At 71.2% G+C, this 24277-nt stretch carries 18 protein-coding genes; 9 read left to right on the top strand and 9 right to left on the bottom strand.

The genetic code is table 11. From position 1 onward, the window contains the following. Window positions 1-3: 3 nt before the first annotated feature. Complete coding sequence (locus tag BMW85_RS07715) at window positions 4-462, bottom strand: carboxymuconolactone decarboxylase family protein (RefSeq protein ID WP_091078608.1); 459 nt, start codon at window positions 460-462, stop codon at window positions 4-6. A 72-nt stretch (window positions 463-534) separates the two neighbouring features. Between BMW85_RS07715 and BMW85_RS07710 the strand changes: the two genes are divergently transcribed. Beyond that, entirely contained in the window at window positions 535-1404 is an 870-nt protein-coding gene (locus tag BMW85_RS07710; RefSeq protein WP_091078605.1) for a sigma-70 family RNA polymerase sigma factor, read from the top strand. A gap of 18 nt (window positions 1405-1422) precedes the next feature. On the opposite strand, the gene BMW85_RS07705 is transcribed toward BMW85_RS07710, so the two are convergent. Then, window positions 1423-2949 (bottom strand): RNA polymerase sigma factor, encoded by a 1527-nt coding sequence (locus BMW85_RS07705; protein WP_091078603.1) that lies wholly within the window; start codon window positions 2947-2949, stop codon window positions 1423-1425. 259 nt (window positions 2950-3208) lie between these two features. On the opposite strand from BMW85_RS07705, the gene BMW85_RS07700 reads away from it, so the two are divergent. The 5 genes from BMW85_RS07700 to BMW85_RS07680 are packed head-to-tail and all read left to right on the top strand — an operon-like array spanning window position 3209 to window position 7100. Beyond that, window positions 3209-4267: an ABC transporter ATP-binding protein gene (locus tag BMW85_RS07700; protein ID WP_091078600.1), complete on the top strand. Its 1059-nt coding sequence runs from the start codon at window positions 3209-3211 to the stop codon at window positions 4265-4267. Then, entirely contained in the window at window positions 4260-4940 is a 681-nt protein-coding gene (locus BMW85_RS07695; RefSeq protein ID WP_091078598.1) for an ABC transporter permease, read from the top strand. The genes BMW85_RS07700 and BMW85_RS07695 overlap by 8 nt, the downstream gene beginning before the upstream one ends. After that, window positions 4937-5629, top strand: a complete 693-nt coding sequence (locus tag BMW85_RS07690; RefSeq protein ID WP_091078596.1) for an ABC transporter permease — start codon at window positions 4937-4939, stop codon at window positions 5627-5629. Before BMW85_RS07695 ends, BMW85_RS07690 begins: the two co-directional genes overlap by 4 nt. Before the next feature lie 39 nt (window positions 5630-5668). After that, window positions 5669-6607 carry an ABC transporter substrate-binding protein gene (locus BMW85_RS07685; RefSeq protein WP_091078593.1) on the top strand — a complete coding sequence of 313 codons (939 nt, stop codon included), beginning with the start codon at window positions 5669-5671 and terminating at the stop codon, window positions 6605-6607. 16 nt (window positions 6608-6623) lie between these two features. Further along, window positions 6624-7100: a flavin reductase family protein gene (locus BMW85_RS07680; RefSeq protein ID WP_091078591.1), complete on the top strand. Its 477-nt coding sequence runs from the start codon at window positions 6624-6626 to the stop codon at window positions 7098-7100. A 13-nt stretch (window positions 7101-7113) separates the two neighbouring features. Here BMW85_RS07680 and sppA read toward each other — a convergent pair whose 3' ends face one another. Next, window positions 7114-8811 (bottom strand): signal peptide peptidase SppA, encoded by a 1698-nt coding sequence (gene sppA / locus BMW85_RS07675; protein ID WP_091078588.1) that lies wholly within the window; start codon window positions 8809-8811, stop codon window positions 7114-7116. An 85-nt stretch (window positions 8812-8896) separates the two neighbouring features. On the opposite strand from sppA, the gene BMW85_RS07670 reads away from it, so the two are divergent. Then, window positions 8897-9577, top strand: a complete 681-nt coding sequence (locus BMW85_RS07670; RefSeq protein ID WP_091078586.1) for a nucleoside/nucleotide kinase family protein — start codon at window positions 8897-8899, stop codon at window positions 9575-9577. Window positions 9578-9594: 17 nt separating this feature from the next. On the opposite strand, the gene BMW85_RS51825 is transcribed toward BMW85_RS07670, so the two are convergent. The 3 genes from BMW85_RS51825 to glgB all read right to left on the bottom strand — a co-directional run bounded on the left by BMW85_RS51825 (window position 9595) and on the right by glgB (window position 15336). Next, window positions 9595-11070 (bottom strand): S8 family peptidase, encoded by a 1476-nt coding sequence (locus BMW85_RS51825; protein WP_091078583.1) that lies wholly within the window; start codon window positions 11068-11070, stop codon window positions 9595-9597. A 72-nt stretch (window positions 11071-11142) separates the two neighbouring features. After that, window positions 11143-13062, bottom strand: a complete 1920-nt coding sequence (locus BMW85_RS07660; RefSeq protein WP_143082123.1) for a S8 family peptidase — start codon at window positions 13060-13062, stop codon at window positions 11143-11145. Window positions 13063-13170: 108 nt separating this feature from the next. Further along, window positions 13171-15336, bottom strand: coding sequence for a 1,4-alpha-glucan branching protein GlgB (glgB, locus tag BMW85_RS07655; RefSeq protein ID WP_091078577.1), 2166 nt, complete (start codon window positions 15334-15336; stop codon window positions 13171-13173). 287 nt (window positions 15337-15623) lie between these two features. Here glgB and BMW85_RS07650 point away from each other — a divergent pair, with 287 nt between their 5' ends. Further along, entirely contained in the window at window positions 15624-16256 is a 633-nt protein-coding gene (locus tag BMW85_RS07650; RefSeq protein ID WP_177240532.1) for a DUF4328 domain-containing protein, read from the top strand. A 4-nt stretch (window positions 16257-16260) separates the two neighbouring features. Here BMW85_RS07650 and BMW85_RS07645 read toward each other — a convergent pair whose 3' ends face one another. From BMW85_RS07645 to BMW85_RS07635, 3 genes are all read right to left on the bottom strand, one after another. Continuing rightward, complete coding sequence (locus tag BMW85_RS07645; RefSeq protein ID WP_091078573.1) at window positions 16261-17586, bottom strand: maltokinase N-terminal cap-like domain-containing protein; 1326 nt, start codon at window positions 17584-17586, stop codon at window positions 16261-16263. Window positions 17587-17589: 3 nt separating this feature from the next. Next, window positions 17590-19290, bottom strand: coding sequence for a maltose alpha-D-glucosyltransferase (treS, locus tag BMW85_RS07640; protein ID WP_091078572.1), 1701 nt, complete (start codon window positions 19288-19290; stop codon window positions 17590-17592). Window positions 19291-19361: 71 nt separating this feature from the next. Further along, on the bottom strand, window positions 19362-21434 hold the full coding sequence (locus BMW85_RS07635) for an alpha-1,4-glucan--maltose-1-phosphate maltosyltransferase (protein WP_091078569.1): 2073 nt from the start codon (window positions 21432-21434) through the stop codon (window positions 19362-19364). 243 nt (window positions 21435-21677) lie between these two features. Here BMW85_RS07635 and glgP point away from each other — a divergent pair, with 243 nt between their 5' ends. Continuing rightward, the gene (gene glgP, locus BMW85_RS07630; RefSeq protein WP_091078971.1) at window positions 21678-24260 is read left to right on the top strand and encodes an alpha-glucan family phosphorylase; all 2583 of its coding nucleotides are present in this window, start codon (window positions 21678-21680) and stop codon (window positions 24258-24260) included. The last annotated feature ends 17 nt before the right edge of the window (window positions 24261-24277 follow it).

Genomic DNA, 24277 nt, shown 5'->3' with positions numbered 1-24277 from the left:
AGGCTAGGGGGTCCAGGCGCCCGCGACCTGCCGGGTGGAGGCGTTGAGCCGGTTCCACACGTTGATCGAGGCGATCGCCAGGACGAGGCCGCCGAGCTGCCGCTCGTCGAAGTGGTCGGCGGCCTCGCTCCAGATCTCGTCGGACACCGCCTCCGGCCGGTCGGCCAGCCGGGTGACGGCCTCGGTGAGCGCCAGGGCGGCCCGCTCCTCGTCGCTGTAGTACGGCGCGTCGCGCCAGCCGGCCAGCGCCCACACCCGCTCGTCGCTCTCGCCGTTCTTCTTCAGGTCGCGCCCGTGCAGCTCCAGGCAGACGCCGCAGCCGTTGATCTGGCTGGCGCGCATGTAGACGAGGTCCAGCAGCTCCTTCGGCAGGCCGGTGCCCGCCACGCTCTTGCCGAGCGCCTGAAGCGCCTGCATCGCGCCGGGGACGACGAAGGCGGGGTTGCCCATACGTGCTTCCATTGGTGGTCTCCACGTTCTCCGGTTGAAGGTCTCTCACTCGCTCTGAACCGGCGGCGATGGAGAATGTGACCGATGTACGAAGAAAAAGAACTGACCGCCATGTTCCAGGCGCACCGGGATCATCTGCGCGCGGTGGCCTACCGGATGCTGGGCTCGCTCAGCGAGGCGGACGACGCGGTGCAGGAGACGTGGCTGCGGCTGGAGCGGACCGACGTCCGGGACGTGGCGAACATGGGCGGCTGGCTCACCACGGTCGTGGGCCGGGTCTGCCTCAACCTGCTGCGCTCCCGCCGCACCCGGGGTGAGGAGCCCCTGGAGCCGAGCATGCCGGACCCCGTGGTGACCGCGCCCGAGGGCGTGGACCCCGAGCACGAGGCGCTGCTGTCGGACTCGGTGGGGCTGGCGCTGCTCGTGGTGCTCCAGACGCTGGAGCCGGCCGAGCGGCTGGCGTTCGTGCTGCACGACATGTTCGCGGTGCCCTTCGACGAGATCGCGCCGATCGTGGACCGCACCCCCGCCGCGACCCGGCAGCTCGCCAGCCGTGCCCGCCGCCGGGTGCGGGACGGCGCCGTCACGCCGGACCCCGACCTGGCCCGGCAGCGGGAGGTCGTGGACGCCTTCATGGCCGCCTCGCGGGCCGGTGACTTCGACGCCCTGGTCGCGGTGCTGGATCCGGACGTGGTGCTGCGGGCCGACGCGGGCGGCGCGCCGCGGACCTGGCTGGAGGTGCGCGGGGCGCTGGAGGTGGCCGGGCGGGCGTTCATGTTCCGGCGTTTCGCGGCGTACGTGCGGCCGGTGCTGGTCAACGGCGTGGCCGGGGTGGTCACGGCGCCGGAGGGCCGGCCGCTGTCGGTCATGGCGTTCACCGTGGCCGGCGGCAGGGTGGTCGCGCTCGACATCCTCTCCGACGAGGACCGGCTGGCCGCGCTGCTGGGCGCGTAGCCGGTCCTCGGGGAGGGGCTACGGGTTGAACATGTTGGGCACGGAGAAGAACACGATCATCGCGATCGCCACGCAGACCAGGAAGCCGACCAGCTCCCAGACCCAGTCGTAGTGGCGCTCCTTGCGGCGGCGTTTCTTCTCCGGGCGCGGCTTCAGCTCGGGGCGGCGCTTGGGGACGGGCCGGGCACGGACCGGGCGCGGATCCAGCGCGTCCTTTCTCGCGGGCGCGTCCTTGCCCGCGGGCTCGTCCTCCCACGGCAGGCGGTAGACCGGCTCGGCGGGCTTGGCGCGCGGCTGGAACAGCGGCGCGGTCTCCCGGGGGAGCGCGTCCTCCTCCTGCTGCGGGCCGCCGGGCTGGACCGGGCGCGGCGGGCCCTTGTGGACCAGCACGTCGTCGGCGGGTGTCGGCTGGGAGCGGCGCACCGGCTCCGGCCGCCGCAGCCCGCCCCGCCCGCCGGACGGCGCCGGCGGGGTGAAGGGCGGGGTGAACGGCGGGGTGAACGACTGGGGGAACGGTGTGGGTTCGCCCGGCAGCAGCACGTCCCCTGTCGCGTACGGCTCGGGGGAGTCCTTGGGCAGCAGCACGTCGCCGGTGGCGAAGGGCTGCAACCCGTCCTCGTTCGGCGCGGCCATGAAGAACGGCCGTTCCCCGCCCGGCGGCGGTGGTGGGACCGGCGGGACCGGCGTGCGCTTGGCGCGCTGGGCGTCGAAGGCCCCGAGCGGGTCCCTGAGCGGCCGGGTGAGGCCGGGAGGGGGGCCGAGCGGGGCGCGGAGCTTGGGCATCGGGGCCGTGGTGGCCTCGTGCTCGGACACCCGTGAGGCCGGCGGCGGCGACAGCAGCTCCGCCGGGAAGATCACGGTGCTGGTCGCGGGGTCGGCGTCGGCCAGCGGCTGCGGCCACACCGGCGGGCTCGGCCAGCGCGGCTTGACGAACAGCGGCGCGGGCTGGGCCGTACGCGAGCCGGCGAAGTGGATGCGCAGCGCGCCGGGCGGCTGCGGCCACGGCAGGCGGCCGAGTACGTCCCGGAGCGGCGCGACGCCGAGCGCGCCGTAGATGTCGGCGACGGGCTTGGGCACGCGGGCGCCGATCGAGGCCAGCGCGGTGCCGAGAGCCTGGCGGAACCGGTGCCCGGCTCCTACGGCCAGCTCCTCGGCGGTGTCGGGGGCGACGTCGAGCACCCAGGCCAGCTCGGCCTTGCTGAGGCCGCAGACGGCGCACAGCACCAGCACCTCGCGCTGGTGGAGGCGCAGCTCGCGCAGGGTGCGTTCGACGAGAGCGGTCGCCGGGTCGATGAGGGGGTCGACGGTGGGAGGGGCGTAGACGACGTCACGCCGGTGGATCTCGCGGCGGGCGAAGGCGTAGAGAGCGGCGCGGGGCGGCTCCGCGGCCGGGACGGCGTTGAGCACCGCCAGCAGGACGTCGGAGGCGGAACCGAGGTCGCCCAGCTGGTCGGCGCAGTACGCGAACAGCCCGGCGGCATGGCGGTCGTAGAGCTCTGCGATCAGTTCGGCGCGTGGGCGCTGATCGGTGAGCGGCTGGGACACGGGGCCGGATCCTCTGGGTGCGGACGCTGAGGGTGTGAGGGGTGCGCGTCAGGAAGATTGTGGAGGTAATCATGCCAACACCGACAGGTTCGGCGCACTACCAGATCCGGATTTAAGTAAATAAGGCTGGTCAGTGAAGCGCTTAAGCGCAGCCCGGCACGACACGCCCGTAGTCCTCGCCGTAGTCTGTCGTGCACGAGAGATCATGCGGCGGTCGTGGCACGGGGGCCGCGGCCCTGCCACGAGCGAGAGGTCACGCGTGATCACATTCGACGCGGTCACCAAACGCTATCCGGACGGCACGGTGGCGGTTGACTCCCTCAGCCTGGAGGCGCCCACGGGGGAGATCACCGTGCTGGTCGGCCCTTCCGGGTGCGGGAAGACGACGTCCCTGCGGATGATCAACCGCATGATCGACGCCAGCGAGGGCCGCATCCTCCTCGACGGGAAACCGGTCCAGGGCATCGATCCGCCGACCCTGCGGCGTGGCATCGGCTACGTCATCCAGCAGGCCGGCCTGTTCCCGCACCGCAAGATCGTGGACAACGTCGCCACCGTCCCCTACCTGCTCGGCTGGGACCGCAAGAAGGCCCGCTCCCGTGCCATGGAGCTGCTGGAGCGCGTCGGGCTGGACCCGGCGCTGGCGGGGCGCTACCCGTTCCAGCTCTCCGGCGGGCAGCAGCAGCGCGTGGGCGTGGCGCGGGCGCTGGCCGCCGACCCGCCGGTGCTGCTCATGGACGAGCCGTTCAGCGCCGTGGACCCGATCGTGCGGACGAGCCTCCAGGAGGAGCTGCTGCGGCTGCAGTCGGAGCTGCGCAAGACCATCGTCTTCGTCACCCACGACATCGACGAGGCCATCAAGCTCGGCGACCGGGTGGCGGTGCTGCGCGTGGGCGGGCGCCTGGCGCAGGTCGCCGACCCCAGGACGCTGCTCACGGAGCCGGCCGACGACTTCGTCCGCGAGTTCCTGGGGCACGACCGGGGCATCCGGCGGCTGCAGTTCGTCCCGACCGACGGGCTGCGGCTGCGTACGGACCTGACCGTGGAGGAGGGGGCCGAGCGCGGCGCCGCCGAGCCGTGGCTGCTGGTCGTGGACGGCGACGGCCGGCCGCTCGGCTGGGCCTCCGGGGCGCGGCCCGGCGAGTTGGAGCGCTACGGCACGTTCGTGCACGGCCGCGACTCGATGCGCGCGGCCCTCGACGCGGCGCTGCTGTCGCCGTCCGGCTGCGCGGTGGCCGTGGACGAGGGGGGCAGGGTCGTCGGCGTGGCCACCAGGGAGAGCCTGGACCAGGCGCTCGCGGAGGCCGCCGATGTCTGACGGCCCACCCTCCATCTGGGAGTGGATCGGCCGCAACTGGGACACCGGCCGGGCCGACAGCATCCGCAACCTGCTGACCGACCATCTCACGATGTCCCTGGTGCCGATCGTGCTCTCGCTGGTGCTGGCGCTGCCGCTCGGCCTCGCCTGCGCGCGCTGGCGCTGGCTCTACCAGCCCACGTCGGGCCTGATGAACGTGATCTACGCGCTGCCGTCGCTGCCCGTCTTCATGCTGCTGATCTCGGTGACCGGGCTGTCGCAGACCACGGTGATCATCCCGCTCACCTTCTACGGCATGGCCGTGCTCATCCCGGCCGTCGTGGACGGGCTGCGCTCGGTGCCGGACCACGTACGGCAGTCGGCGGTCGCGATGGGCTTCACGCCGCTGCGCCGGCTGCTGCGGGTCGAGCTGCCGATCGCGGTGCCCGTGGTGCTGGCCGGGCTGCGGGTGGTCGCGGTCTCCAGCATCAGCCTGGTCAGCGTGGGCGCGCTGATCGGGCAGGGCGGGCTCGGCGGGCTGTTCACGCGGGCTTACCAGAACCCGTTCATGCCGCCGGTGATCGTGGGCATCGTGCTGATCGTGGCGCTGGCGCTGGTCGCCGACGCGCTGATCGTGCTGGCGCAGCGGCTGCTGACCCCCTGGGTACGCGCCAGGAAGGGGATGGCGTCGTGAGCTGGCTGACGAGCTTCTTCTCCTGGCTGGGCGAGTTCTTCGGCACGGCCGCCAACTGGTCGGGTCCTGGCGGCATCCCCATGCGGCTGCTGGAGCACCTGGAGTTCTCGGCGCTGGCGCTGGCGCTGGCCGTGGTGATCGCGGTGCCGGTCGGGCTGCTCATCGGGCACACCGGGCGCGGCGAGGTGATCGTGGTCGTCTCGGCGAACCTGGCCAGGGCGTTGCCGACGCTGGGCCTGCTGGTGATGTTCGTGCTGCTGCTGGGCACGGCGTCGATCTGGCCGGTGATCATCCCGCTGGTGCTGCTGTCGGTGCCGCCGATCCTGGTCAACACCTACGAGGGCATCAGGGGGGTCGATCCCGAGCTGCGCGACGCGGCGTACGGGATGGGGCTGCGCGGCGGCCAGGTGCTCACGCGGGCCCTGGTGCCGGTGGCGCTGCCGCTGATCCTGCTCGGGTGCCGGCTCTCGGCGATCCAGGTCGTGGCGACGACGACGGTGGCGGCGTACACGGGGCTGGGCGGGCTCGGGCGTTACGTGATCGACGGGTTCGCGACGAAGGATTACGCGAGCGTCGTCGGGGGTTCCGTACTGATTGTGCTGTTCGCACTTGTTGTGCAGATCTTGTTCGCGCTCGCGCAGAGGGTGGCGGTCTCGCCGGGGGTGAGCCAACGCCAGAGAATCCGATAGTCTCCTGTATTACCGCCCGCTTTAGAAGGGAATAGCAAGATGAGACGCACGTACGGCATCGCGGGGGCGCTGATCTCGGCGGTGCTCGCGCTGTCCGCCTGTGGCGGCGGCGGGTCCGGCAACGCGGGCAACCCGCTCGACACCTCCAGCGCCGCCCCCAGCGGCTCGGCCTCGGGCGGGGCCGCCGACGCGGGCAAGGCCGTCATCGGCTCCTTCGACTTCGACGAGAGCGCGCTGCTCGCCTCGATCTACGCCCAGGCCCTCGAGTCCAAGGGCGTGCAGGTGGAGGAGAAGCCGCGCATCGGCAGCCGCGAGGCGGTCTACGACCAGGTCAAGAGCGGCGGCCTGACCATCGTCCCCGAGTACAACGGCAACCTGCTCGCCTTCATCGACCTCAAGGCCACGGCCGCCACGACCGACGAGGTCAACGCGGCGCTGAAGGAGAAGCTGCCCGCCGAGCTGGAGGTGCTCGACTCCTCCCCGGCCGAGGACAAGGACAGCCTGTCGGTCACCAAGGACACCCAGACCAAGCAGTCGCTGACCACGATGGAGGACCTCGGCAAGGTCTCGAAGACCTTCGTCGTGGGCGGGCCGCCGGAGTTCAAGAAGCGCTGGGAGGCCCGGTTCAAGGAGGTCTACGGGATCGAGTTCAAGGAGTGGAAGCCGACCGGCCCCACCACCGCCGACGCGCTCAAGGACGGCACCATCCAGGTCGGCAACGTCTTCACCACCGACCCCAAGATGACCGCCAACAACCTGGTGCCGCTCCAGGACACCAAGAACGTCTTCCCTGCCCAGAACGTGACGCCGCTGCTGTTCAAGGCGGGCGCGAGCGACACGATCCGCACCACGCTCAACTCCGTCTCGGCCAAGCTGACGACCGACTCGCTGCTCCAGATGATGCAGCAGATCTCCGTCAACAAGGACGAGCCCGCCACGGTGGCCAAGGAATGGCTGACCACCAACGGCCTGGGCTGATCGGCGTGCGTGCGCGGTGAGCGAGTTCACGGAGGCGATGGCGCAGCTCGCCGGCGGGGTCGCCGTGGTGACCGTACGCGACGGGCGCGACGACCTCGGCACCACCGTGTCGGGGCTGCTGTCGGTGTCGCTGGAGCCTCCGCTCGTGCTGGTCAGCCTGGCCGGCCGTGGCTATCTGCACGAGGTCCTGCTCCGGCGGGACCGCTGGGCCGCCTCCCTGCTGTCGGCGGGGCAGGCGGCCGTCGCCAGCCGCTTCGCCACCCCGGGCAGGCCCAGCGCCCGCCTGCTGGTGGCGGGGCTGCCGCACCACCGGGGCGCGCACACGGAGGCGCTGGTGGTGGAGGGCGGGGTGGCCGCGCTGGAGGCCGAGACCACGCAGGTGGTCCCGGCCGGCGACCACACGCTCTTCATCGCCGCCGTGCTCGGCGTGACCTACGTCGACTCCTCGCTCCAGCCGCTGGTCCGCCTGCGGGGCCGCTACCGCCCGGTGTAGCGGCCCGCGCCAATCAGCGGATCGTGTACCACTCGGGCAGGATCAGCGGGCCGGCGGCGGGCAGGCCCAGCTCGGCCGACAGGCGGGCCAGCGGCCCCCAGGCGTCGAGCCGGATCCTGGCGAGGGCAGCGGACTTGTCCTCGCTGGAGTCCGGGCCGCGCAGCCGCTCCAGCGGGTTGAGCCGCGGGTACGTCCGCACCGGCGCGTCCTCGCTCAGCCCGGCCCGCTTCCTGGCCAGCGCCAGGGCGTCCTCCAGGCCGCCGAGCTCGTCCACCAGGCCGTAGGCCCGCGCGTCGGCGCCGGTCCAGACCCGGCCGCGGGCCAGCTCGTGCGTACGCTCCCTGCTGAGGTCGCGGCTGCTCGCCACCTTGCCCACGAAGTCGTCGTAGATGCGGTCGAGCCAGGCGTTGATGCGCTCCCACTGCTCGGGGGAGAAGGTGCGCGAGGTGGAGAACATGCCGGCGTTGGCCCCCTCAGCCACCATTTCTGTACTTATCCCCATCCGCTGGAGGAGGTCGGCGAAGACCGGCTTGCCGCCGTACACGCCGATCGATCCGGTCAGCGTCCCCGGCTGGGCCATGATCACGTCGGCGGCCATCGACACGAAGTAGCCGCCGGAGGCCGCCAGGTCGCCCATCGAGACGATGACCGGCTTGACCTTCCGCGTCAGCGACACCTCGCGCCAGACCGTGTCGGAGGCGACGTACGAGCCACCGGGGCTGTCCACCCGGAACACCACGGCCTTGACGTGCTCGTCGCGGCGGGCGGCCCGCAGCGCGGCGCTGATCGTGTCGGAGCCCATGGCCCCGCCGCCGCCGAGCGGGCTCCGGCCGCTGCGGCCCGTCTTGATCATGCCGATGCCGTGGACCAGCGCGATCGCGTCGGCGCCGGGGTGCGGCAGCTTCCTGACGGTGGCGGCCCGCGCGTAGCGGGAGACGTACAGCAGGTTGGCCTCCGCGCCGGCGGCCCGCTTGAGCTCGTCGTACACCTCGTCCCGGTACGCCAGCCCGTCCACCAGCCCGGCCTCCCGCGCCTCCTCGGCGGTGAACGGGCCCCGGTCGATGAGCTCGCGCACCTTGTCCGGGTCCAGCCGCCGCCCTTCCGCGATCCCGTCGATCATCGTCTCGGTGATCGACTCCACGATCCGGCCGATCGACTCGCGGTGCGGCTCGGTCATGTGGTCCTGGGTGAAGGTGTTGGCCGCGGTCTTGTACTCGTGCCGCTGACCGACCTCGTAGCCGACGCCCAGCTTGTTGAGCGCGCCCTTGAGGAAGCGCTGCTCGACCGCGACGCCGGTGAGCCCGACGTCCCCGCTCGGCTGCAGGTAGACCCGCTCGAAGGCGCTGGCCAGGTAGTAGGGGACGGTGCCGCCCGCGAACTCGCCGAACGTCTCGGCGAACGCGACGGTCAGCTTCCCGCTGGCCCGGAAGTGAAGGACGGCCTCGCGCAGCTCCTGCACCATGGCGAGCCCCAGCGGCGGCCCGCCGATCTTGACGACCAGCCCCTTGACCCGGGAGTCCCGCCGCGCCCGCCGCAGCCCGCCGATCACGTCCGCGAGGCGCGTCTTGCGCATGGACAACACGGCGGCCAGCGGATCCGTCGGCGGCCCTTCCGTGACGCCCTCGGTGAGATCGAGCTCCAGGACCAGCGGGCCGGTGCGCCGCTGGCGGAGCCTGTCGACGGTTTCGAAGATCGCCTTGCCTGCGTCCATACAACTCACCCTAAGCGACACATTTCCGTTCGTGTCGGGGCAGTTCGTACGAAGGCCGCACCCGGCCACCGGGAACAATGGGTCCGTGCGCCCGAACACCGACGACGACCGCCCCACGCTCGCCGACACCCTGGTCGAGCGCGTCCACGACCTGGCCGCCGGCGGCCGGCGGGTCGTGCTCGGCATCGCGGGCTGCCCAGGAGCGGGCAAGTCCACCCTGGCCCACTGGCTGGCCGACCGGCTCACCGCCACCGGACTGCCCGCCGTGCAGGTGCCGATGGACGGCTTCCACCTCGCCGACGTCAAGCTGGAGCGCCTGGGCCGGCGGCACCGCAAGGGCGCGGCCGACACCTTCGACGCCCACGGCTACCTGGCCCTGCTGCGCCGCCTCCACGCCGAGACCGGCACGGTCGTCTACGCCCCGTCCTTCGACCGCGACCTCGAACAGCCCATCGCCGGCTCCATCCCCGTGCCGCCCGAGGCCCGCGCGGTCGTCAGCGAGGGCAACTACCTGCTCCTCCCGCAGGCCCCGTGGCCGCAGGTGCGCGCCGCCATGACCGAGGTCTGGTACGCCGACCTGGACGACCGCGTCCGCCTCGACCGCCTCGTCCGCCGCCACATCCGCTTCGGCAAGGCGCCCGAGGCGGCGGAGCGATGGGTGGCGGAGGTGGACGAGCCCAACGCCACCGCCATCCGCGCCACCCGCGACACCGCCGACCTCGTCCTCGACACCGCCGCCCTCCCCCTCACCTCCCGTGACACGTAGGCGAGCCCTGCCCCCGGTCAGGCGGCGGAGCGGGCGGTGGCGGCGGCGGTGGCCTGCTCGGCGTCGATGCGGGCGGTGGTGACCGACATCCGGCCAGCGGTGTACCGCAGGCGCCGGCCCGTGGCCTGGAGGCGCTGCAGGGCCTGCGCCACCGAGAAGCGCGGATACGCCTGCCGCATCAGCGCGAACACGCCCGCGACGTGCGGCGCGGCCATGGAGGTGCCGCTCAGCTCCGTGTACGTCCCCCCGGGCACCGACGAGCGGATCGCCACCCCCGGCGCGAACAGGTCCACCAGCGGGCCCCGGTTCGTGAACGAGGCCGGCGCGTCACCGGCGTCGCTGGCCCCCACGGCGACGGCCGTGGAGACGCAGGCCGGGGCGGTCACGCCGGACGTGAAGCCCTCGTTGCCCGCCGCGACCACGGAGGCCACCCCGAGCCTTTCCAGCGCGTCGAACTCGGGCTTGAGCGCCGCCGCGGCCGGGTCGTCGTCGCAGGCCCGCGTGAACGGCTCGCCGCCGCCGAGGCTCAGGTTGACCGCGGCGACGTTGTGCAGCCTGGCGACCCGCGCCACGTACTGCAGGGCCAGCTTCTGGTCGGAGGTGTAGCTGAGGAGGCAGGGCGCGCGGACCCTCTGGAGGGCGCAGGACAGCGGATTCTCCAGCCGGCTGAACACCTGTACGGCGAGGATGCCCGCCTCGGGGGCCACGCCGTTGGACGGCGCGCCGGGGACCAGGCGGCCGGCCGCGATCCCGGCCACGTGGGAGCCGTGGAAGCAGGCGTTGGCGTCGTCCAAGAGGCACCGGGCCGTCCTCGCGTCGGCCGCCCCGGCGCCGGTCTGGCTCGGCCGGTTGTTCGGGCAGAGCGAGACGGTGCCGTCGCGGGCGTAGGAGGAGGAGAAGCAGGCCTCGTCCACGATGCGGCCGGCGAAGAAGGGGTGGCTGCGGTCGATCCCCGTGTCGAGCACGGCGACCGTGGTGCCGCGGCCGGTCCAGCCGGCGGCGTTGGCCCGGTTCGAGCCGATCAGGTTGGTGCTGACGTCGAGTCCCGGCGGCATCGCGGAGGCGGCGAGCGGGGCCGCGGCGCTCAACTCGTCCTTGTAGACGGCCTGGACGCGGGGGTCCTTCCGCAGCTCGGCGAGCGTGCGCAGGTCGACCTCGGCGACGAAGAAGCTGGAGGAGCCGTTCGACTTCAGCACCCGGCCGCTCTCGGACGCCTTCTCGACGTCGTTGGCGACGGCCCTGACGTTCTGGTCCGGCTTGAGCTGGATGATGCAGCGGACCCGGGTCTTGGTCCGGATCTCCTCCTCCAGAGCGTCGCTGACGACGGGTTCGTTGGCGTCCTTGGCGCGCACGTTCAGCGCGATGACGCCGTCCGGCGGGACGGGCGTCCCCCAGGCGTGCCGCGTGTCGGCGCGCAGGGCGGGCGGCGCGCAGAGCGCCGCCGACATGATGGCCAGGGCGGCGGCGCAGGCGAGCAGGGACCGTAGCCTCACGGGTTCCTCCGGGGATCGGCGTTCAGCCGGTTCCCTCCCCGCCTGCGACTTATGTGATGTGGGTGACGGATGCTATTTGACGGTCTTGAGGACGTTCTTTGTCGCCTTCTTCAGCGCTGAGGCCGAGGGTTTGCTCACCATCCGCACCTTTTCGGCGGCGGTGAGGGCCGTGGTGCCGTTCGTGCCGTGCGCCCAGTTCAGCCAGGCGGTCAGCAGGGCGCTGTCCAGCTTGGCCTTGTTCGTCGTGTCGTTCTTCAGCACCCGGTACGCCTTGCCCAGCGACGACGCCTTCGTCAGCTCGGGGAACACCTTGCTCGACTTCGCGATCAGCTTCAGGTAGCAGGTGAGCGTGGCGTCGGACAGCTTGCCGCTGCTGCGGTGGATCTCGACGGCCCACTTCTTGGCCGACAGCTTCTTGGCCGCCGTGCCGCGCGTGCAGACCGCGGCCGTGGTGGCCGGGGAGGGCGTCACGGTCACGGTGACCGTCACGGTGGGCAGCGGCACAGGGGAGGTCGTCGGCTGCGGATCCGGCGGCTCGGGCGGGTTGTTGGAGGGCGGGTCGTCGGAGGGCGGGTCCGTGGGAGCCGGGCCGGTCTCGTCGGACGGCCCAGGTTCGGGCGCGACGGGCGACTGCGTGACCGTCGGCTGCGGCGTCGCCCCCGCCAGGGCCGCCGCCAGGTCCAGGCGCGGCGTGGTGACCTGCGTGCCGTTCGACTCGTACGTGTAAGGCCGCCCGGTCTTCTTCAGCGTCTCGACCAGGTCGCCGATCGGCGTGTCCGGCGCGGCCTGCTTCATCAGCGCGAGCGCGCCCGCCACGTGCGGCGTCGCCATCGAGGTGCCGCTGTAGACGACGGTCTGGTTGTCCGGCACCGCCGACTCGACGTCCACGCCCGGCGCGAACAGGTCCAGCAGCGTCCCCCGGTTGGAGAAGTCGGCGATGGCGTCGGCGTTGTCGCTCGCCCCGACCGTCACCGCCGAGGAGACGCACGCCGGGTAGGACGCCCCGTCGAAGTACTCGTTGCCCGCGGCCACCACGGTCGCGACGCCCTTGGCCAGCAGCGCGTCGATCTTCGGCTTGAAGATCACGCCCTCCTCGCTCGCGTCGCAGTCGGTCTCCGACAGCGCGCCGCCGAGGCTCAGGTTGACCGCCGCCACCGGCCGGTCCAGCCCGGCCACGTAGTCCATCGCGAGGCGCAGCGACGACTCGAACGCCAGCACGCACGACGCCTCGCCGCACACCCCTTCGTCGTTGACCCGGCTGAACACCTGCACCGCGACGATGCTCGCGCCCGGCGCGACGCCGCCGGTGCCGGCCGCGATGCCCGCGACGTGGCTGCCGTGGTCGCACAGGTTCGTGCCGCCGGCCAGGCACTTGGCGGTCATGGCGTCGGCCGCGCCCTCGCCGATCTGCTCGCTCTGCCCGTTGGGGCAGAGCGACTCGACGCCGGCCTCCACGGCGGAGAAGCACGCCTCGGCCACGATCCGGCCGCTGAACCACGGGTGGTCGCGGTCGATGCCGGTGTCCAGCACCGCCACCGCCTGGCCGGTCCCCGTGAGGCCCTTGGCGTGCGCCTGGTCGGCGCCGATGAGCTTGAGGTTGGGGCCCACGTCGGCCGGAGTGTACGTCCGGTCCCGGTGGATCGAGGCGACCCGTGGATCGGCGGCCAGCGCGGCCAGCTCCTCCGCGGTGCCCTGCACCACCATGAACGACTGGTTCTGGGGCCGCAGCACCACGTCCACGCTCTGGGCCGCCGCCTGGCTCGCCACGGGCTCGTTCTGCGCCGGATCGGTCAGCTCGACGATGGCCCGTTCGGCGCCGCCGTCGGCGCCCAGACCGTCCTCGACCTTCTCCTCAGGGGTGGTGGGAGCGGGTGCGGGGGTCGCGGCGGGGGCGGGGGTCGGCGTCGGGGTGGGGTCGTCCGCGTAGGCCGGGCCCGATAACGGGATCAGCGCCAGAACGGCCGAACAGACCATCAGGTGGCGAAATCGCACGCGTCTTCCTCCGAAGGGGATGATCTCGGAGTTTAGGGCGATTTCCCCAGCAGGCACAGGCCCCCCGTCCGGTTCTCACCGAACTTTCAGTGACCTCACCCCCGGCGCTCAGTCGCTCGCGGACGGTCCCTCGTGCGTGAACCACACCGCGCCGAGCGGCGGCACCCGCAGCGTCGTCGAGAACGGCAGCCCGTGACACGGCTCCTCCACCGCCTCGATCCCGCCCATGTTGCCGACGCCGCTGCCCCAGTAGTCGTAGGCGTCGGTGTTGACCACCTCGCGCCACCGCCCCGCGTACGGCAGCCCCAGCCGGTAGCCGTCGTGCGGGGCGCCGCTGAAGTTGACCACGCACGCCACCGCCGAGCCGTCCTTGGCGAAGCGGACGAAGGAGAAGGTGTTGCCGGAGGCGTCGTCGGCGTCGAGCCAGCGGAAGCCCTCGGGGACGGTGTCCTGCTCCCACAGCGCCGGAGTCTCCCTGTAGACCCGGTTGAGCTCGCGGACCAGCCGCTGCACGCCCTGGTGCCCGTCGAACTCCAGCACCCACCAGTCGAGCCCGCGCTCCTCCGACCACTCCGAGCCCTGGCCGAACTCGCCGCCCATGAACAGCAGCTGCTTGCCCGGATGCGCCCACATGAACGCCAGCAGCGCCCGGAGCTGCGCGAAGCGCTGCCACTCGTCGCCGGGCATCTTGCCGAGCAGCGACCCCTTGCCGTGCACCACCTCGTCGTGCGAGAGCGGCAGCACGTAGTTCTCCGAGTAGGCGTAGAGCAGCGAGAACGTCATCTGGTGATGGTGGTACTGGCGGAAGACCGGCTCGTGGCGCAGGTATTCGAGCGTGTCGTGCATCCAGCCCATGTTCCACTTGAAGCCGAAGCCCAGCCCGCCCAGGTGCACCGGGCGCGACACGCCCGGCCAGGCCGTCGACTCCTCCGCCACGGTCGAGATGCCGGGCGCCTCCCGGTAGCTGACCGCGTTCATCTCCTTGAGGAACTCGACGGCGTCGAGGTTCTCCCGGCCGCCGTAGACGTTCGGGGTCCATTCGCCCTCGCGCCGCGAGTAGTCGAGGTAGAGCATCGAGGCCACGGCGTCCACGCGCAGCCCGTCGATGTGGAACTCCCTCAGCCAGAACAACGCGTTCGCGACCAGGAAGTTGCGCACCTCGCGGCGGCCGTAGTCGAAGACGTAGGTGCCCCAGTCGGGGTGCTCGCCGCGCGCCGGGTCGGCGTGCTCGTACAGCGGGGTGCCGTCGAAGCGGGCCAGCGCCCACTCGTCCATGGGGAAGTGCGCGGGCACCCAGTCGAGGATCACGCCGATGCCGCGCTGGTGCATGCGGTCCACGAAGTGGCGGAACTCGTCGGGGGTGCCGAAGCGGGCCGTCGGCGCGTAGTAGGAGGTCACCTGGTAGCCCCACGACCCGCCGAACGGGTGCTCGGCCACCGGCAGCAGCTCCACGTGGGTGAAGCCCAGGTCGTTCGCGTACGCGGACAGCTCCTCGGCCAGCTCCACGTACGAGAGGCCGGGCCGCCACGACCCCAGGTGCACCTCGTAGATGCTCATCGGCCTGGCCTGCGCGTGCGACTCGCGCCGCTCGACCAGCCAGGTGTCGTCCTGCCAGCTGTAGTCGGACTTGTCCACCACGGAGGCCGTCATGGGCGGCACCTCGGTGCGCCGCGCCATGGGGTCGGCCTTCTCCCGCCAGGTGCCGTCCGCGCCCAGGACCTGGTACTTGTACCGCTCGCCGGCCCCCAGGCCCGGCACGAACAGCTCCCACACGCCCGAGCGGCCCAGGGACCGCATGGGGTAGGCGGTGCCGTCCCAGTGGTTGAAGTCGCCGATGACGCGGATGCCGCGCGCGTTGGGGGCCCAGACGGAGAACGCCACGCCCTGGGTGTCCTCGTGCTCCAGCACGCGGGCGCCCAGCGCCTCCCACAGCCGCTCGTGGCGTCCCTCGCCGATGAGATGCAGGTCCACCTCGCCCAGGGTGGGCCAATGCCGGTAGGGGTCGCGCACGGTGAACGGCTCGCCGCCCGCGTACTTCACCCGCAGGGCGTAGCCGGGCACCTTGTCCAGCCCGGGAACGAGCACCTCGAACACCCCGTGTGCCTGGTGTTTCATGTCATAGGTGGTGTCGTCGTCGTCCAGCACCACCGTGACCCGCTCGGCCAGCGGGCGCAGCGCACGGAAGATCACCCCGCCGGCCGCGGGGTGCGCTCCGAGCACGGAGTGCGGATCGTGGTGCGCCCCACCCGCGAGGCGGTCGAGCTCGTTCCTCATCGGCATGCTCCCAACACTGCCTTACGACGACCGTCCATCCCAGGCTCTGCCCGCTTCCCCGACACAATCACAGAAAGTGCAAAATCCCGGGTTCATCACAAGAGAGTGCCGGGATGGGATAACCCATCCTTTACCGCCATCTGGCTCGACATACTGGTGCGCTGCTCGTCAACCCAGCCAGAAAGGTTGCAGCAATGTACCCGCCACCCGCTTCCCCCACACATCCGTCATATCCTCCGCCTCCTCCGCTCTTACGCCCGGTCCGCGGACCGGCGATCCTCGCGGTCGTGGCGCTCGTCGCCGACTCGCTGGTCGGCGTCGTCGCGGCGGTCATCGACCTCTGGTACGCCAACGTCGTGGACCGGATCATCGCCGACCCGACCTCCGTGACCGACGCGGAGATCGACACCGCGGACCTCGTCTACGCCCTCTCCGGCATCGTGGAGACCATCGCCTACCTCGCCGCGATCGTGGCGTTCCTGGTCTGGCTGTTCCGGGTGCGGGCCAACGCCGAGATCCTCGCCCCGCACGGGCACCGGCGCTCCCGGGCCTGGCTGATCCTCGGCTGGATCGTCCCGATCGTCTCGCTCTGGTTCCCCAAGCAGATCGTGGACGACATCTGGGACGCCTCCGCCCGCTCGTGGTCGTCGCGCAAGGGGCTGCTGCACGCCTGGTGGGCGGCCTGGCTCATCGGCGCCTGGGTCTCGAACGTGGCCGCGCGCGTGCTGTTCAGCGCCGATGAGGCCGACGCCCTCGCCGCGGCGGCCCGCTTCGACGTGGTGAGCATCGCGCTGATGCTGGTGGCCGCGGTGTTCGCGATCCTCGTCGTGCTGCGGATCAGCGGCGAGCAGGAGAAACGGCGGACGGAGATGTCTCCCGTCCTCCGTCCCGGCGCTCCCGCGCCCACCGGCTGGGCCTGACCGCTCAGCGGGGCCGGAAGGCGGCCAGGGGGATGGGGAGCCAGGTCGGGCGGTTCCTGGCCTCGTAGCCGACCTCGTACACGGCCTTGGACAGCTCGAACGCCCGCAGCAGCGTCGCGTCCACCCGGCCGATCACGCCGCCGCCCTCGCGGTAGCCCTCCAGGAAGGCGGCGCGGTTGCGGTCGGCCCACTCCTGCGCCCGCCCCTCCAGGTCGGCGGCCTCGGCGCGGCCGGCCAGCAGGTGGCGGGCCGCGTAGTCGAACGAGCGCAGCATGCCCGCCACGTCACGCAGCGGCGACGACAGCGCCCGCCGCTCGGCGAGCGGCTGGCCCGGCTCGCCCTCGAAGTCGAGGACGACCCAGTCCGTGGGCGTGCGCATGACCTGGCCCAGGTGGTAGTCGCCGTGCACCCGCTGCACGGGCACGGCGCCGGTGAGCTGCTCCACCTCGTGGTAGGCGTCCTCGATCGCGCCCACGTGCGGACGCAGCTCGGGCACCTCGGCCACGGCCCGGCCGAGCCGGCGGCGGAAGGACTCCGCCATGCGCTTGATCTCGTGCGTCTCGATCAGGTCGGTCGGGAAGGCCGCGGCCAGCTCCTCGTGCACGCGGGCGGTGGCGACGCCGAGCCGCCGCGCCTCGCCCGCGAAGTCGCCGCCCGCCTCGGCGGCGCTGGTCTCCTGCGGGCTGGCGTAGAGGTCGCGGACGCTGGTCAGCGCGAGGTCCCAGCCGTCGTTGGCGTTCGACAGGTACTCCTGCATGATCGCCAGCGTGGTCCCGGTGCCGTCCAGTTCGGCCTCGATCCAGCCGTACGGCTGCGCGATGTGCGGCGCCTTCCTCTCGGCGAGGGCCGTGACGATCTCCAGCTCCGGGTTCACGCCGGGGATGAGGCGGCGGAAGAGCTTGCAGATGTAGGCGTCGCCGTAGACCAGCGAGGTGTTGGACTGCTCGGCCCCGAGCACGATGCTGCGTGGCGAGGTGTCGATGTCGGCCCCCTCGACGTGCCGCATCCGCAGGCCGCTGCGGGTCTCGTCGCGCGCCATGCCGTCGAGCAGCCACGAGGTGCGCTCGGGGTCGTGCGTGGCGTCGTAGAAGCAGATGCCGTCCACGGAGCCGATCAGGGCGTGGGCGAGCCGGTCGGGCAGGTCGTGGCGTTCGCCGAGCAGGAGCTGGTAGCGGTCGCGGCAGCCGTCCTGCCACACGGCGACGATCAGGTGTCGGAGTCCGGGCGTCAGCACGACGTCCGCGTCGATCGACAGCTCGTCGATCGGGCGCCCCTTGCCGCCGAACCAACGTTGGCGGCTGATCCATGCGGCAAGGAGCTCATTCAGCACGTCCTACTCCTCCTGGATGACGGCCGGCGGGAGTGTGAACCAGTAGAACCCATGCCCAGGAAGCGTCAAAAGATACGGTAGTTCGCCAATTGCCGGAAATGGCACGCCTCCCATGGTTTCCACTGGGGAGACGCCGACGAACCTGCGCAGGTCGAGCTCGACCGGCTGCGGGAAGCGTGACAGGTTGTTCACGCACAGCATCCGGTCGTCGCCCAGCTCCCTGACGAAGGCGAGGACGCTGGGGTTGGAGGAGTTGAGCTCGGCGTACTCACCCAGGCCGAAGACCGGGTGCCGCTTGCGGATCTCGATCATGCGTCGGGTCCAGTGCAGCAGCGAGCCGGCGTTCTTCTGCTGGGCCTCGACGTTGATGGCCTGGTAGCCGTAGATCGGGTCCATGATCACGGGCAGGTAGAGCCGCCCGGGATCGCAGTCGGAGAAGCCGGCGTTGCGGTCGGGGTCCCACTGCATCGGGGTGCGCACGCCGTCGCGGTCGCCGAGCCAGATGTTGTCGCCCATGCCGATCTCGTCGCCGTAGTAGAGCACGGGGGAGCCGGGCAGCGACAGCAGCAGCGCGGTGAACAGCTCGATCTGGTTGCGGTCGTTCTCCAGCAGCGGGGCCAGGCGGCGGCGGATGCCGACGTTGGCCCGCATGCGGGGGTCCTTGGCGTACTCGGTGTACATGTAGTCGCGTTCCTCGTCCGTCACCATCTCGAGCGTCAGCTCGTCGTGGTTGCGGAGGAAGATGCCCCACTGGCAGTGCTCAGGGATCTTCGGCGTCTGCGCCATGATCTCGGAGATCGGGTAGCGGCTCTCCCTGCGTACGGCCATGAAGATGCGCGGCATCAGCGGGAAGTGGAAGGCCATGTGGCACTCGTCGCCGCCGCCCACCGGGTCGCCGAAGTACTCCACCACGTCCGACGGCCACTGGTTGGCCTCGGCCAGCAGGACCCGGTCGGGGTAGATCCGGTCCACCTCGGCCCGAATGCGCTTGAGGTATTCGTGCGTCCTCGGCAGGTTCTCGCAGTTGGTGCCCTCCTCCTCGAACAGGTAGGGCACCGCGTCCAGCCGGAACCCGTCGATGCCGAGGTCCAGCCAGAAGCGCAGCACCTCCAGCATCGCGTCCTGCACGTCCGGGTTCTCGTAGTTGAGGTCCGGCTGGTGGTGGAAGAAGCGGTGCCAGTAGTACTGGCCGCGGACCGGGTCGTAGCTCCAGTTGGAGGTCTCGGTGTCGATGAAGATGATCCGGGCGTCCTGGTAGGTCTCGTCGGTGTCGGACCACACGTAGAAGTCGCCGAACGGCCCCTCGGGGTCGTGCCTGGACGCCTGGAACCAGGGATGGGCGTCGCTGGTGTGGTTCATGACGAGGTCGGCGATGACGCGCATGCCGCGCCGGTGCGCCTCCTCGACGAGTTTCACGAAGTCGCCCAGGTCCCCGAACTCGGGGAGGATCTTCATGAAGTCGGCGATGTCGTAGCCGCCGTCACGCAGGGGCGACTCGTACAGCGGGAGCAGCCACAGGCAGTCGACGCCCAGCCACTGGAGGTAGTCGAGCTTGCTGATCAGTCCCTTGATGTCGCCGGTGCCGTCGCCGTTGGAATCGGCGAAGCCCCGGATGAGGACCTCGTAGAAGACGGCGCGCTTGTACCAGTAGGGATCGCGCGGCTTTTCCTCGTCGAAGGTGTTGGGAATGGGTGTGGAGCTCATGAGCGCCCTCGCCGGAGGCTCATGAGGGAGGCGCTGACACACACGTTGAAGACTCCCCGCTGAATTCAGTTCTACCGTGGCGCGGCTCGGACGGTGAGAATGTGGGCAGGCTGGATGTGAGGGTCGAGGCGCACGTAGTTGCTCTGCCGCCAGCGGTAGGACTCGCCGGACAGTTCGTCGTCCACGACGAACTCGGCGTTCCAGTCGAGCCCGAGGGCGGGCAGGTCAAGATCAACGGTGGCCTCATGGGTGTGGTGCGGATCCAGGTTGACGACCGCGAGAACGACGTCGCCCAGCCCGTGCCGTCTGGTGGCCGGGTCGTAGGCGCCCGGCAGGCGCTTCGAGAAGCAGACGATGTCCGGCTGGTCGACCCTGTGAAATCGTAGGTTACGCAATTCCTGCAGTGCCGGATGCGCTCTTCGAAACAAATTCAGATGAGTGATGAACGGGGCCAGACTGCGTCCCTCGCGTTCGGCGGTCATCCAATCGCGGGGCTTGTACTGATATTTCTCACTATCGAGGTATTCTTCACTCCCTGGACGGACTGGGATGTTTTCTCCGAGTTCATATCCGGAATAAACACCCCATGTCGGCGAGGCGAGCGCGGCCAGCACCGCCCGGATCTTGAACGCCGGCATCCCGCCGTGCTGCAGGTACTCGTGCAGGATGTCCGGCGTGTTGACGAACAGGTTGGGCCGCAGGTAGGCCGAGGTCTCCCTGGCCAGCTCCGACAGGTAGCTCTCGACGTCGTACTTGGAGTTCTTCCAGGTGTAGTACGTGTACGACTGGTGGAAGCCGACCTTGGCCAGCGCCCGCATCATCGCCGGCCGGGTGAACGCCTCCGACAGGAACAGCACGTCGGGGTCGGTGGTGTGGATGTCGGCCAGCAGCCGCTCCCAGAAGCTCACCGGCTTGGTGTGCGGGTTGTCCACCCGGAAGATGCGCACCCCGTGGTCCATCCAGTGCCGCACCACCCGGCGGATCTCGGCGTAGATGCCCTCGGGGTCCCGGTCGAAGTTGAGCGGGTAGATGTCCTGGTATTTCTTCGGCGGGTTCTCGGCATAGGCGATCGAGCCGTCGGCCCGGATCGTGAACCACTCGGGATGCTCCTTGACCCACGGGTGGTCAGGCGAGCACTGGAGCGCGAAGTCGATCGCCACCTCCATGCCCAGCTCGCGGGTGCGCGTCACGAACTCGTCGAAGTCCTCGATGGTGCCGAGGTCGGGGTGGATCGCGTCGTGGCCGCCGTCCTCGGAGCCGATCGCCCACGGCGAGCCCGGGTCGTCCGGCTCGGGGCTCAGGGTGTTGTTGCGGCCCTTGCGGAAGGTCGTGCCGACGGGGTGGATCGGCGGCAGGTAGACGACGTCGAAGCCCATCTTGGCGATCGCGGGCAGCCGCTTCGCGGCGGTCTGGAAGGTGCCGGACCTCGACATGCCGCCGGCGCTGACGACCGCGCCCTCCGAGCGGGGGAAGAACTCGTACCAGGAGCCGTAGAGCGCCCGGCGCCGGTCCACCCGGACCTTGAACGACTTCGACCTGGTCACCAGCTCGCGGAACGGATGGGCCTCCAGCAGCGCGGCGGTGTCGGGGAGCTGCGCGATCGACAGCCGGGCCCGCGGGTCGAGGTTGTCGTCGCGCAGCGTGGCCGCGACCGACAGCAGCGCCGCCCGGTGCCCGCACGAGGGCTCGCCGTTGCCGCCGGCCCTGGCGGGAGCCCCGGGCGTGACGGGCGCCGAGGGGCAGTCGGCCGGGCGCACGGCCTTGGCCGCCCGCTCGAACAGCCGGGCCCCCTCCTCGCACATGAGATCGACGTCCATGCCACGCGGGATCTTGATCTCGGCGTCGTGCAGCCACGTGCTGATCGGGTCGCTCCACGCCTCCACGCGGTAGAGCCAGTCGCCCTCGGCGGGCAGGCAGACCTCGGCGGCCCAGCGGTCGGTGCCGGGGCCGAGCTCGCGCATCGGTCTCAACCGGCCACGCTGCCCGTCGGGCGAGGTGAGCACCACGCCCGCGGCCACGGCGTCATGGCCCTCTCGGAAGACGGTCGCCGAGACCTCGAAGGTCTCGCCGGCCACCGCCTTGGCGGGCCGCTGCCCGCAGTCGACGACGGGGGAGATGTCCGTGATGGGAATTCGTCCGATCATCGCAATCAAGGGTTTGCGACGGCACACTCGGTGCCGCCGGAGGTTTTCCGTGGCAGGAACGATCCTCGCACGTTATTTCTGGACAGCAGCGGATAGACCTCCCGCAGAAGTGCGCGGGAGAACCCAACATTAGGGAAAGTTGCCCCAATGCGCCCTCTTCATGCTTGTCTCCCGAAGTGGTTTGAAGCGCTCTGATGGGGGTGAAGGAACGAGAGGTCCCTCCTAGCCCGTAGGGTGCACAACGTGAGAGCTATCCGTCGGTTTACCGTCCGCACCGTCCTGCCCACGGAGCTGGCCGCCCTCGGCGAGCTCGTACACAATCTCCGCTGGTCCTGGCACCCGGAGACGCTGGACCTTTTCGCCGAGGTCGACGCCGGCCTCTGGGAGCAGGTCGGGCACGATCCCGTGGCCCTGCTCGGGGCCGTCACGCCCGCGCGGCTCGCCGAGCTGGCCGCCGACCGCCGCTTCCTGCGGCGGCTCGCCGACGCCGCCGACGACCTGCGCGAATACATGACCTCGCCGCGCTGGTACCAGACGCTGCCCGACGGCGCGCGGGCCATCGCCTACTTCTCGCCCGAGTTCGGCATCGCCGCCGCCCTGCCCCAATACTCCGGCGGGCTCGGCATCCTGGCCGGCGACCACCTCAAGGCCGCCAGCGACCTCGGCGTGCCCATCCTCGCCGTCGGCCTGCTCTACCGGCACGGCTACTTCACGCAGTCCCTGTCGCCCGAGGGCTGGCAGCTTGAGCACTACCCCTCACTCGACCCCGGCGGCCTGCCGCTGTCCCTGCTGAAGGAGGCCGACGGCAGCCCCGTCAAGATTCGCCTGGGGCTGCCCGACGAGCGCGTGCTGCACGCCCAGGTCTGGGTGGCGCAGGTCGGCCGGGTGCCGCTGCTGCTGCTCGACTCCGACGTCGCCGACAACGACAACGCCGGCCGCGACATCACCGACCGCCTCTACGGCGGCGGCACCGACCACCGGCTCATGCAGGAGCTGCTGCTCGGCGTCGGCGGCGTACGCGCGATCCGGGCCTACTGCCGAGCCACCGGGCACCCCGAGCCCGAGGTCTTCCACACCAACGAGGGCCACGCCGGCTTCCTCGGCCTGGAGCGCATCCGCGAGCTGACCGAGGCCAGGCTCACCTTCGACGAGGCGCTGGAGGCCGTACGCGCCGGCACCGTGTTCACCACGCACACGCCCGTGCCCGCGGGCATCGACCGCTTCCCCGTCGAGCTGATCGAGCGGCACTTCGGCGGCTCGGCGTCCTGGCCGACCGTGCCCGTCGAGCGCATCCTCGCGCTGGGCGCGGAGGCCGACCCCGGGCGGTTCAACATGGCCGTCATGGGCATGCGCCTGGCCCAGCGGGTCAACGGCGTCTCGCGGCTCCACGGCGAGGTCAGCCGCGAGATGTTCAAGGATCTCTGGCCAGGATTCGACCTCGACGAGGTGCCGATCGGCTCCATCACCAACGGCGTGCACGCCCCGACCTGGGTGGGCCGCGAGCTGATGGAGCTGGCCGGGCGCGAGCTGCCCGCGCTGCTGGAGCGCGCCCGCGGCTGGGAGGGCATCCAGAAGCTCTCCGACGCAGACCTTTGGGAGATCCGCGGCGTGCTGCGCCGCCGCCTGGTCGAGGGCGCGAGGGCGCGCCTGCGCCGGTCCTGGCGGGAGCGCGGGGCCTCCGACGCCGAGCTGGGCTGGATCGACGACGCGCTCGACCCCGACGTGCTGACCATCGGCTTCGCCCGGCGGGTGCCGTCCTACAAGCGGCTCACGCTCATGCTGCGCGACCAGCGGCGGCTCACCGAGCTGCTGCTCGACCCGGACAAGCCGGTGCAGATCGTCATCGCCGGCAAGGCCCACCCCGCCGACGAGGGCGGCAAGAAGCTCATCCAGCAGATCGTCAAGTTCGCCGACCAGGCCGACGTGCGCCACCGGATCGTGTTCCTGCCCGACTACGACATGGCGCTCGGCCAGCTCATGACCCAGGGCTGCGACGTGTGGCTCAACAACCCCCTGCGCCCGCTGGAGGCGTCCGGCACCTCGGGCATGAAGTCCGCGCTCAACGGCGGGCTCAACCTGTCGATCCGCGACGGCTGGTGGGACGAGTGGTACGACGGCAACAACGGCTGGGCCATCCCCACCGCCGACGGCGTCAGCGACCCCGACCGGCGTGACGAGCTGGAGGCCGCCGCGCTCTACGACCTCATCGAGCACGAGGTGTCCGACCGCTTCTACGACCGGGCCTTCGACGGCCTGCCTCGGCGCTGGCTGGAGATGGTCAAGCACACCCTCGCCTCGCTCGGGCCGAAGGTGCTGGCCGGGCGCATGCTGCGCGACTACGTCGTGGGCCTCTACACCCCGGCCGCCAAGTCCGCGCGGGCGCTGTCGGCCGACGCCTACGCCCCGGCCAAGGCGTTCGCCGCCTGGCGGGTCCGGGTCACCCGGGCCTGGCCCGGGGTGCGGGTGGAGCACGTCGAGGCGTCGGGCGTGGGCGACACCCCCGAGGTGGGGGCCGCGATCGAGCTGCACGCCACGGTGGCGCTCGGCGACCTGGAGCCCGGAGACGTGCTGGTCCAGGCCGCGTACGGCAAGGTCGGGCCGCACGACGAGCTGGTCCACCCTTCGTACGGGAAGATGACCTGCCAGTCGGTGGACGACGACGGCCGCGCCCACTACACGGGCGTGGTGCCGCTCGACCGTACGGGCGCTTTCGGCTACACCGTCCGGGTCGTCCCGGATCACCCGCTCGTCGCGACGACGGCCGAGCTCGGCCTCATAGCGGTCCCCGAGGAACCCGTAGGCATGACGAACGGCACATTGCGTTAAAGCCCAGGCATAATCGG

The organism is Nonomuraea wenchangensis (assembly GCF_900111685.1).
GTDB classification, from domain to species: Bacteria; Actinomycetota; Actinomycetes; order Streptosporangiales; family Streptosporangiaceae; genus Nonomuraea; species Nonomuraea wenchangensis.
This window is presented reverse-complemented; position numbering and strand designations above follow the sequence as displayed.